Origin of the sequence: Halobacteriovorax sp. YZS-3-1 (assembly GCF_047084945.1) — a bacterium.
GTDB lineage: Bacteria > Bdellovibrionota > Bacteriovoracia > Bacteriovoracales > Bacteriovoracaceae > Halobacteriovorax_A > Halobacteriovorax_A vibrionivorans.
Window position 1 is genome coordinate 1,387,011 of the sequence record NZ_JBKIYI010000001.1, and the last position, 10,114, is coordinate 1,397,124.

At 37.0% G+C, this 10,114-nt stretch carries 9 protein-coding genes; 8 read left to right on the forward strand and 1 reads right to left on the reverse strand.

Translation table 11 applies throughout. The features are described from left to right. Positions 1 to 7 precede the first annotated feature (7 nt). Genes ACMAZI_RS06675 through ACMAZI_RS06705 form a run of 7 tightly spaced genes read left to right on the forward strand, consistent with a single transcriptional unit; the run spans position 8 to position 6,773 of the window. Positions 8 to 1,630 carry a carboxyl transferase domain-containing protein gene (locus tag ACMAZI_RS06675; RefSeq protein WP_412473510.1) on the forward strand — a complete coding sequence of 541 codons (1,623 nt, stop codon included), beginning with the start codon at positions 8 to 10 and terminating at the stop codon, positions 1,628 to 1,630. A gap of 22 nt (positions 1,631 to 1,652) precedes the next feature. Then, the gene (locus ACMAZI_RS06680) at positions 1,653 to 2,447 is read left to right on the forward strand and encodes an enoyl-CoA hydratase-related protein (protein WP_120405037.1); all 795 of its coding nucleotides are present in this window, start codon (positions 1,653 to 1,655) and stop codon (positions 2,445 to 2,447) included. A 6-nt stretch (positions 2,448 to 2,453) separates the two neighbouring features. After that, the gene (locus ACMAZI_RS06685) at positions 2,454 to 4,358 is read left to right on the forward strand and encodes an acetyl/propionyl/methylcrotonyl-CoA carboxylase subunit alpha (protein ID WP_412473509.1); all 1,905 of its coding nucleotides are present in this window, start codon (positions 2,454 to 2,456) and stop codon (positions 4,356 to 4,358) included. An 11-nt stretch (positions 4,359 to 4,369) separates the two neighbouring features. After that, entirely contained in the window at positions 4,370 to 5,284 is a 915-nt protein-coding gene (locus ACMAZI_RS06690) for a hydroxymethylglutaryl-CoA lyase (RefSeq protein WP_412473508.1), read from the forward strand. Further along, a complete protein-coding gene (locus tag ACMAZI_RS06695) occupies positions 5,284 to 6,099 on the forward strand; it encodes an enoyl-CoA hydratase-related protein (RefSeq protein ID WP_115363388.1) in 816 nt (271 codons plus the stop codon). The genes ACMAZI_RS06690 and ACMAZI_RS06695 overlap by 1 nt, the downstream gene beginning before the upstream one ends. Continuing rightward, entirely contained in the window at positions 6,056 to 6,457 is a 402-nt protein-coding gene (locus tag ACMAZI_RS06700; protein WP_412473507.1) for a hypothetical protein, read from the forward strand. Before ACMAZI_RS06695 ends, ACMAZI_RS06700 begins: the two co-directional genes overlap by 44 nt. Then, positions 6,444 to 6,773, forward strand: coding sequence for a hypothetical protein (locus ACMAZI_RS06705; protein ID WP_412473506.1), 330 nt, complete (start codon positions 6,444 to 6,446; stop codon positions 6,771 to 6,773). Before ACMAZI_RS06700 ends, ACMAZI_RS06705 begins: the two co-directional genes overlap by 14 nt. On the opposite strand, the gene ACMAZI_RS06710 is transcribed toward ACMAZI_RS06705, so the two are convergent. Then, positions 6,754 to 8,802 carry an ATP-dependent helicase gene (locus ACMAZI_RS06710; RefSeq protein ID WP_115363382.1) on the reverse strand — a complete coding sequence of 683 codons (2,049 nt, stop codon included), beginning with the start codon at positions 8,800 to 8,802 and terminating at the stop codon, positions 6,754 to 6,756. The genes ACMAZI_RS06705 and ACMAZI_RS06710 overlap by 20 nt on opposite strands. Positions 8,803 to 8,984: 182 nt before the next feature. Here ACMAZI_RS06710 and ACMAZI_RS06715 point away from each other — a divergent pair, with 182 nt between their 5' ends. Continuing rightward, positions 8,985 to 10,001, forward strand: a complete 1,017-nt coding sequence (locus ACMAZI_RS06715; protein ID WP_133296978.1) for a C1 family peptidase — start codon at positions 8,985 to 8,987, stop codon at positions 9,999 to 10,001. Positions 10,002 to 10,114: the final 113 nt, after the last annotated feature.

Genomic DNA, 10,114 nt, shown 5'->3' on the forward strand with positions numbered 1-10,114 from the left:
ATTTTCTATGACTAATTCGCAAGATACGATTTCGATTCATTCGAAAGTCGATCGCACTAGTGACGACTTTAAAGAAAACTTCAAATTTCATTTTTCAAATGTTGAAGAACTTAGACAAAGAGTAAATAAAGCTCATCAAGGTGGAGGAGAGAAGTCTGTTTCACGTCACCACTCACGAGGAAAACTTTTACCACGTGAACGTATTGATAAGATCCTCGATGCAGGATCTCCATTTATTGAACTTTCATCATTAGCAGCTAATGGGATGTACGGTATGGATATTCCAAGTGCCGGTATTGTAACTGGTATTGGAAAAGTTCATGGTGTTTGGTGCATGTTTGTTGCAAATGATGCAACTGTTAAGGGTGGAACATATTTTCCAATGACTGTGAAAAAGCACTTAAGAGCACAAGAAGTTGCACGTGAAAACCGCCTACCATGTATTTATCTTGTGGATTCTGGTGGAGCATTCTTACCGATGCAAGATGAAGTTTTTCCTGACAAGGAACATTTTGGAAGAATTTTTTATAATCAGGCACAAATGTCTGCTCAAGGTATTCCACAAATTGCCGTGGTTCTAGGATCATGTACTGCTGGTGGTGCTTATGTACCTGCAATGGCAGATGAATCAATTATTGTAAAAGATAATGGAACGATCTTCTTAGGAGGACCTCCTCTTGTAAAGGCCGCAACAGGTGAAGAAGTAGACGCTCAGACTCTTGGTGGGGCAAAGGTTCACACAAGTGACTCTGGTGTTGCTGATCACTTTGCAGAAGATGAAGAGGACGCATTAGCGATTACTCGTTCAATTGTTGAAAATACAAACTTCATTCAAAATGAAGATGACTTTAATTTTGAAATGCCAAAATATGATGCTGAAGATATCTATGGAATTCTACCTAGAGATACGAAGAAGCCATTTGATATTCGTGAAATCATTGCTTGTATTGTTGATGGATCACGCTTTCATGAATTTAAAGAAAAGTACGGGCCAACACTAGTGTGTGGTTTTGCTAAGATCTGTGGTGAAAGAGTAGGAATTGTTGCTAATAACGGAATTCTTTTTTCGGAATCAGCAATCAAAGGCTCTCACTTTATCCAACTTTGTGGGCAAAGAAATATACCACTAGTATTCCTGCAAAATATTACAGGGTTTATGGTTGGTTCTAAATATGAAGCAGAAGGTATTGCAAAGGATGGTGCTAAGATGGTTACAGCTGTTTCTACTGTAAACGTACCAAAGTTCACTGTTGTTATTGGTGGATCATTTGGTGCTGGAAACTACGGTATGTGTGGACGTGCTTATTCTCCACGTTTTATGTGGATGTGGCCAAATGCACGTATCTCAGTAATGGGTGGAGAGCAAGCTGCAGGAGTTCTTGCGACAGTAAGACAAGATGGCCTTAAAGCAAAAGGTCAGGCTCCAATGACTCCTGAACAAGAAGCTCAGTTCAAACAACCAATCTTAGACAAATATGAAGAAGAGGGAAGTGCTTATTATTCAACAGCTCGACTTTGGGATGATGGTGTAATTGAGCCACATAAGACACGAGATATCTTAGGTGCTGCTATTAAAGCAAGTAAACAAGCACCAATAGAAGAGACTAAGTTTGGTGTCTTTAGAATGTAATGAGAATTGAGAAGGAGTTTATATGAGTGGATATATTAAGGAATTAAAGACGAGTGGCGAAGAAGCCGGTGTATGTTACATCACTTTAAATCGCCCCGAAGTACATAATGCTTTTAACGATGAGATGATTGCTGCTCTAACAGAAGAGTTTCTTGGACTTGAAAGCGATGACTCTGTAAGGGTTGTTGTTCTAACTGGTGAAGGGAAGTCTTTTTGTGCGGGTGCTGATCTAAATTGGATGAAGCGTATGAAAGATTATTCGATGGAAGAAAATATTGCTGACTCTAAGAAATTAGCAGGACTTTTTCATGCGATTAATAATCTTTCAAAACCAGTTATTGGAAAAGTTAATGGAGCCGCCCTTGGAGGTGGTGTTGGACTTGTTGCTTGTTGTGACTTTGTTATTGCAAGTGAGAGTGCAAAATTTGGTTTAACAGAAGTTAATCTTGGACTTGTTCCTGCTGTTATCTCTCCATTTGTTATTGCAAAAATTGGAGAATCAAATGCTCGCCATCTTTTCTTAACTGGTGAGAGATTTGATGGGAAACGCGCTCTTGAGATTGGTCTTGTTCATCAAGTTTCACTTGATCGTTACTACGATGCCGATATTGTACATATGGCAAAACAACTTATTAAAGTTGCTCCCAAAGCTCAAAGAGAAGCTAAGAAGCTTATTTTTGGTGTTAAAGAGAGACTTGGAAATACTGAAGAAGTTACTGACTACACTTGTAATGTTATTGCAAAGCAAAGAATTTCTGATGAAGGTCAGGAAGGAATGAGTGCATTACTAGAAAAAAGAAAACCAAACTGGAAATAGAATAATATGAAAGAAATAAATAAAGTTCTTATTGCTAACCGAGCTGAAATTGCATTACGAGTAATTAAAACTTGTCGCAATCTCGGGATTAAAACTGTCACGCTATATACTTTTGAAGAAAGAAACCTTCCTCAAAGAGAATTTGCTGATGAATCTTATTATTTAGAAGGAAATCTTCTAAGTGATACTTACTTAAATATGGATAAGATTATTCAAATCGCAAAAGATAGCGGCTGTGATGCAATTCACCCTGGTTATGGTTTCCTATCTGAGAACGCAGAATTCAGTCAAAAAGTAACAGATGCAGGTCTTATCTTTATTGGCCCTACACCCGAGCACATTATTCTTATGGGTGATAAGAAAGGCTCAAAAGATAAGATGATCGAAATTGGTGTTCCTGTTATCCCTGGATATAATGGCGAAAACCAGGATCCTGAATTATTAAAGTCACAAGCAGATAAGATGGGTTATCCTGTCCTTATTAAAGCTTCTGCTGGTGGTGGTGGAAAGGGAATGAGAATTGTGGAAAGTTCTCAAGACTTTTTAGCTGAGCTTGAAAGTTGTAAGCGTGAAGCTTTAAGCTCTTTTGGTTCTGATATCGTTCTTATTGAAAAATTCATCACTAGCCCACGACATATTGAAATACAAGTTGTAAGTGATACTCACGGTAATCACTTCCATTTCTTTGAAAGAGAATGTTCAATTCAAAGACGTCATCAGAAAATTATTGAAGAAACACCTTCTCTTGCTTTAGGTGATGAACTACGTAAGGCCATGACAGACGCTGCGATTAAAATTACGAAATCGATTAATTATCACGGTGCTGGAACAATTGAGCTTATTTTAGATGGAAACGAATTTTATTTCTTAGAGATGAATACTCGTCTTCAGGTAGAACATCCGGTAACAGAAATGGTAACGGGGTTTGATCTAGTTGAATTACAATTAATTGCAGCTAGTGGTAAAGCATTTGATTTCACTCAGGATGATATTAGACAAATTGGTCATGCGATAGAGTGTCGTATCTACGCTGAAGATCCTGACAATGACTTTATGCCTGCAATTGGCCGTCTCGAATACATAGGTGATGCTATCGACGGTGTACGTCTTGATACAGGTTACAAGAATGGAAATTCTATCACAGTAAATTTTGATCCAATGATTGCTAAAGTTATTACTTGGGGTGCAGATCGTGATGAAGCGATTGGGACAATGATAGCTGGATTAAACCATCTACCTTTTGAAGGTTTAACTACTAATAATGACTATCTTGTACGTATTCTTAAGCATGATGCATTCTTAAAGGGTGACACATATACACACTTTGTTAAAACATACGAAGAAGACTTGGCCCCTGCTGAAGTTTATGCTGAAGAAATTGCAGCTACATTAGCGCATGACTTCTTAAGAGATAATATCCTTTTCGATTCTTTTAGAATGAGCGGTGAGTCTTTAGAAACTCGCCATTATATCGTTGATGGTAATGAGCTAACTGCTACTTTTAAATTTTCTGGCGTAAGCTCACTCATCGTACGCTTCTTCGATTTTACTTTTGCAGTTGATATTGAAGAAGATGCACTATGGGTTAATGATGTTCCATTTCATATTTTAACTCAAAAGAATGCATATATTGTTAATAGTAAGCGAGTTGAAGCAAAAAGGCTTGTTGCTAAACGCTCTGGTGCCGCTACTGGTGAAGCCGGTGATATGAGCTCTCCAATGCCTGGGAAAGTATTGAAAGTACTCGTTGAGGCAGGGCAGTCTGTTTCAGTTGGCGATGCACTGATTGTAATGGAAGCAATGAAAATGGAACATACTGTAAAAGCATCTCGTGACGGAAAAGTCGATGCAATATTAGTTAATGAAGGTCAGACGATTGATGGAGGAGTCGAGTTAGTCGAACTGGCATAATTGGATAATTTATGAGTAATTTTAGTAAAGAGATTAAAATTGTTGAAGTTGGTCCTCGTGATGGCCTACAAAATGAAAAAAGTTTTGTAGAAACCGAAGATAAACTAGAGTTTATTCGTCTTCTAAGTGAGACGGGACTTAAGACTATTGAAATTACAAGTTTTGTTCGTCCGGATAAAATTCCTCAAATGAAAGACGCTGCAGATCTTTATCCTAAAGTATTAGAACTAACAAAGGGCAAGGGGATCTCAACTCCTTGTTTAGTTCCTAATTTAAAAGGTCTCGAGGTCGCTAAGTCTTTAGGTGTAAAAGAGATTAGTATGTTCACTGCAACTTCTAATACTTTTAATCAAAAAAATATTAATGCGACAATTGAAGAAGCACACGCTCGTCAAGTCGAAGTCGCTCGTGAAGCTAGTGATGCTGGAATGAAATTACGTGGCTATCTTTCAACTGTTTTTGGTTGTCCTTATGAAAAAGATATTAAGGATGAAGCCATTATTGATGGGATAAAGAGATTACTTGATTTAGGTTGTTATGAGATTTCTTTAGGTGACACTATTGGTGTTGCAAACCCAGTACAGGTTAGACGAATTACTAAAATGATTGCAAATGAGTTTGATCTTAATCAGATGGCCATGCATTTTCACGATACAGAAGGTATGGCCTTAGCAAATATCTATGCTTCTCTGGAAGAGGGAGTTACTGTCTTTGATTCATCTGCTGCAGGTCTTGGTGGTTGTCCTTATGCAAAAGGTGCCAGCGGAAATGTTGCAACAGATGATGTGGTTAATCTTTTAAATAAATTAGGATGTGATACTGGTATTGATATGGATAAGCTTCATGCTGCAAGTGAATTTATCACATCAAAGATTGGACATCAGGCTCCATCGAAGTTTTTTCAAGCATATAAAGGAAGAAAGTAATGGCAATTTACGGATACGAGTTTGAGCAATTAAAAGTTGAAAAAAACGGCCATGTATTATGGCTTAGTTTAGATAATCCTAAAATGGCAAATGCCATTACAAATAAAATGATCGCATCTCTTACTGAAGTCTTAGAATATGCTGATACTGATAGTGAAGTTAGAGTTATTGTTATAAGTGGAGAAGGAGATAACTTCTGTGCTGGCGGGGATATTAAAGCGATGCAGGCCCGAAAAGGTATGTTTGCAGGGGAGCCATTCGAGTTAAGAAACCGTTACTCTAAAGGAATTCAAAATATTCCTCGTACAATCGAAAAATTACAAACACCAGTTATTGCAATGGTTCACGGAGGTGCTATAGGTGCAGGTTGTGATTTAGTTGCAATGTGTGATCTTGCTATCGCTAGTGATGATGCAAAATTTGGTGAAACATTCTGTAAGCTTTCTCTTGTTCCTGGAGATGGTGGACCTTATTTTCTAACTCGAAAAGTTGGTTATACTAAGGCAATGGAGATGTATCTTACAGGTCGTATTTATACTGCTAAAGAGTCGATGCATATGGGTCTTATCAATAATATTGTAACGGGTGAGGATTTAAAACTTGCTGTTTCTGCTACTGCAAATGAAATTGCTGCCAATGCTCCTGTTGCTGTACAATTAACTAAGACAGCTATGAAGCGTGCTAGTCGTGATGATCTGGAAAGTCATTTAAATCTTATGAGTGCATATCAAGGAATAGCTCAAAGAACCAATGATCACTTTGAAGGACTAAGTGCTCTTAAAGAAAAGCGTAACCCAGACTTTAAAGGTAACTAAGATTAAATTCTTAATTTTTTTAATATTTTTTGTTTCCTGCTCACATACTCTTTATACTGGAGATGGTGAGCGTCTATTACATATTTCAAAGCATGCCAATCGAGAAGTCATTATTCTAAAAGGTGATCACACCAACGATAATATGTTCTATGGAACCTTACCTAAGGTACATCACGTAAAAATGGGAAATGATTTCTTTAGAAGACGTAGTGAATATGTTTCGAGAGTAGAGATAACTGAAATCGAAACAACATGGTATCAGTGGGTCAAGTTTTTAAGTCTAGGTTTATTTTCACGCAAGGATGTAAAAGTTAGGGCCGTGACAGATATTGGGGAGAATGAGTATGAAGTTTATTAATCTTCTCTTTATTTCACTCTTAATTACTTCTTGCGCAAGTGGTGTGAAGTTAAATAGTCAGTTCTGTGCTTCAAGAAATGGTGTATGGGCAAAAAAAGATGAAGTCCTTGACTACAAAGCATCCAAGAAGGTTGTTGGCTTCGGTATAGAAGAGAGACGAATAAGAGATATTCTTTCTCAAAGAAGTTATGACTGTCGTAAAGTAAGCCGTATGCGTGTAAGAATCGATCAGGATTTCTTCGATGCTCTTTTAAGCCTTATACCTGGTTATTCTTCAAACACAGTTACAATTGAATTTAATCTAGAAGATTCATAAGCCCTGAAAAGAAGTCCTTCTTATATTTGTCAACTTCTTCTTGGCTTTCAAGGTGACCAAAATTTTGGCGATCTTGTTCCTGATAAAATCTCTTGGCATCATCAGTTACAATAAAGCGAGAGCGATGTCTTGGAAGCATATTCCCGTATATCTTTCTCTCTTTACACACTGTCATGATGAGCTTTTCTTGTGCTCGTGTAATTCCAACATAACAAAGTCTGCGCTCTTCAGCGTCACCTTCGTTATTAATAATTGTTCTCTTATGTGGAAGAAGTTCCTCTTCAACTCCAATCATATAGACTTGTTTAAACTCAAGTCCTTTAGATGAATGTAGTGTCATAAGAGTTACTTCATTCTTTCTAACATCGTCATCTTCTTCATCGTCATCTCTTGAATCTTGAGAATCTTGTAGCATTAGTTTTTCTAAGAATTTAGATAGTGTTGCAGACTCTTTAAAGTTTTCAGTAAAACGAGCAGCTGATTCTATAAAGAAGTGAATATCATCTTTTCTTCGACTTGCCTGTTTTGCTTGATCGTAGCATTTATCGATGTATTCAAAGTATTTTAGGTCTTCAATTAAGTTTGTTATGGCCTCACTTAGTGAATACTTATCAAAGTAATTCTTTGTGTTCTCAATTAGCTTAACAAAGTTTTTTATCTTTTCTTCACGACTTCCTGCAAGTTCTGGAGATTTCTTCATCGCAGAAAATAAGTCAATTTCATGTGCCTCACTTTCTTCAAGAAACTTCTCAAGTGTTCTTATACCGATTCCTCGACTTGGAACATTTAGTACCCGTCTTAATGCCATTTGGTCGGCCGGATTACGGATTACCTGAAGGTAGGCCATGATATCTTTTACTTCTTTCTTCTCGTAGAATTTTTGACCACCAATAATTGTATAAGGAACTTGTGAAAGTCTTAGTTGTTCTTCAATTGGTGCTGCTTGTGTATTTGATCGATATAAAATTGCAATATCACCTAAATGTCCACCTTTTGACTGGTGGGAGACAATATCTTCAACAACGATTTCTGCTTCGTGATCAGTATCCGCTAATTCCCAAAGAATTGGCTTCATGTCACTTGGCTTATCTGACCACAGTGTTTTATCACGACGATCTTTATTCTCTTTAATAACTGAGTTTGCTAATTTCAAAATAGGTGAGACTGAGCGATAGTTTTGCTCAAGTTTTACAACTTTAGCTCGTGAGTAGTCTCTTTCAAAACCAATAATATTAGAAATATCGGCACCTCTAAATGAATAGATGGCCTGGTCATCGTCACCAACCACACAGAGATTATCATGGGCACATGTTAGATGACGAATAAGTCTAAATTGTAATGGATTAGTGTCTTGGTATTCATCGACCATGATATAGCGAAATTGTTCTGAATATTCGCGGGCCAACTCTGGGTTTTCATCAAAGAGTCTAACTGTAAGTAGTAGAATGTCATCAAAGTCGATTGCATTATAGAATTTCAATTTATCTTGATAGAATTCATACATGAAGTTAACTGCATGATCGTATGGATCTTCACCGTCAAAAAACGGTGAGTCTGCAAAGTCTTCTGGTTTTATCCCTTCATTTTTTAGCTTACCAATCTTAGATGCAATGATCTCTTTTTTAAATGCACCTTTATTATCGTGATAAAGCCTAAGGCCTTCTCGTATAATACTTAATTGATCTGTTTGATCATAGATTGAAAAGTTCTTATGATAACCAAGATGAGTAATCTCTTTTTTTAGAATCTTAAGCCCTAGAGAGTGAAATGTTGCAAGGGTCATTCCTCTTGATTTTTGTTTACCAAGTAGGGTAATAACGCGCTCTTTCATTTCCTTTGCGGCCTTATTTGTAAATGATACGGCAAGGATACTCTTTCCAGGAATATGAAGGTTGTCGACCATGTGCGCAATTCGGTAGGTAAGAGTTCTTGTCTTGCCACTACCTGCACCCGCTAGAATTAGCACTGGGCCATCGATAGTCTCAGCTGCTTCGCGTTGTTTGTCGTTTAATCCTGCCAATGAAATCATATCCTATAATGTGCACTCCTAGAGCTGATTAGGCAATCTATTTTGACCTCAAGTGAGAGAATATTTATGCACTGCTTGTTTATAAATTTATAAGTATTTAAAGTCGCAATGCATCTTGCTAAAACCGAGTTAAATGGTCAAAATTTCAAGTTATGAACACAACACTTATAAAAATTATTTTATTGAATTTGGTAATTCTCTTTAGCTCAGTCCATGCCGATGAGCTTCCATCTAAGAGTGATATTCACGGCCTCATTGGTTTACAAACTGCTGTAAAGTCTCAAGGCTCTCGAGGCACTTGTACAATGTTTACGGCCATTGGAATGGTGGAGCACTTGTTAATACGTAAACAAGGATTTTTACCCGTTGAGTTAGATCTGTCCGAGCAATGGATGGAGTATATTATTATGAAAGATAAGCTCACTGAAGGCTCTTCAACTTCGAAGAATATGAGGGCCATCTTAGATATGGGTGTTGTTTATGAAAAGACCTGGCCTTATTCTCGTAAAAAATGGCCATCTCTTGATGAAGACTTTCCACAAATTAATATTGCAAAGAAAACATGCGGGCACCTTGTTGTTCTTCCTAAGTATTTAAAGTCTTGCTTACTTGGTCAAAGAGATCCAAGACTTTTTACAATGTCTGATTATGATATTGCACAAATTGACCCTGACTTTATTCCAATTAGAAAGGAATCAATTTATCTAAGAGATACTTTAGTAAGTAACTTATTTAAGAGAAAAAAATCATATAAATCAAGAGACCTCAATAAAATTAAGCAATGGTTAAATGACGGGAAGTCCGTTATTATGGGTACTAAATTATATTACGGTTCTTGGAATTCTAAGAAGACAATTACTCACGAAATTCAAGAGCGTGATAAGTCTAAATGGTATGCAGGTATTGTTGGATATCCTGAGATTGGGACTCGAGATCGTCGAATTTCTTCTGTCAAAGGAGGAGGCCATTCTATGATCCTTGTTGGTTACGATGATGATGTTATTGTAGAGACAAAGATGCAAATGGAAGATGGTTCTTGGAAAGAGTTTGAATATAAGGGAGTTTATTATTTTAAAAACTCTTGGGGCGTAAAAGGCTTTGGGAAAAAATTTAAACTCGATGGAGTAAGCTATCCAGGATACGGAATGATTACTCAAAAGTATGCACATGAATTTGGAAGATTTTTCTATATCGATTAAATAATTTAAGGAGTTGGCCATGGCCGTAAAGAAAAAAGTAGCTAAGAAAAAAGCAACTAAGAAAAAAGTAGCTAAGAAAAAAGCAACTAAGAAAAAAGTAGCTAAGAAAAAAG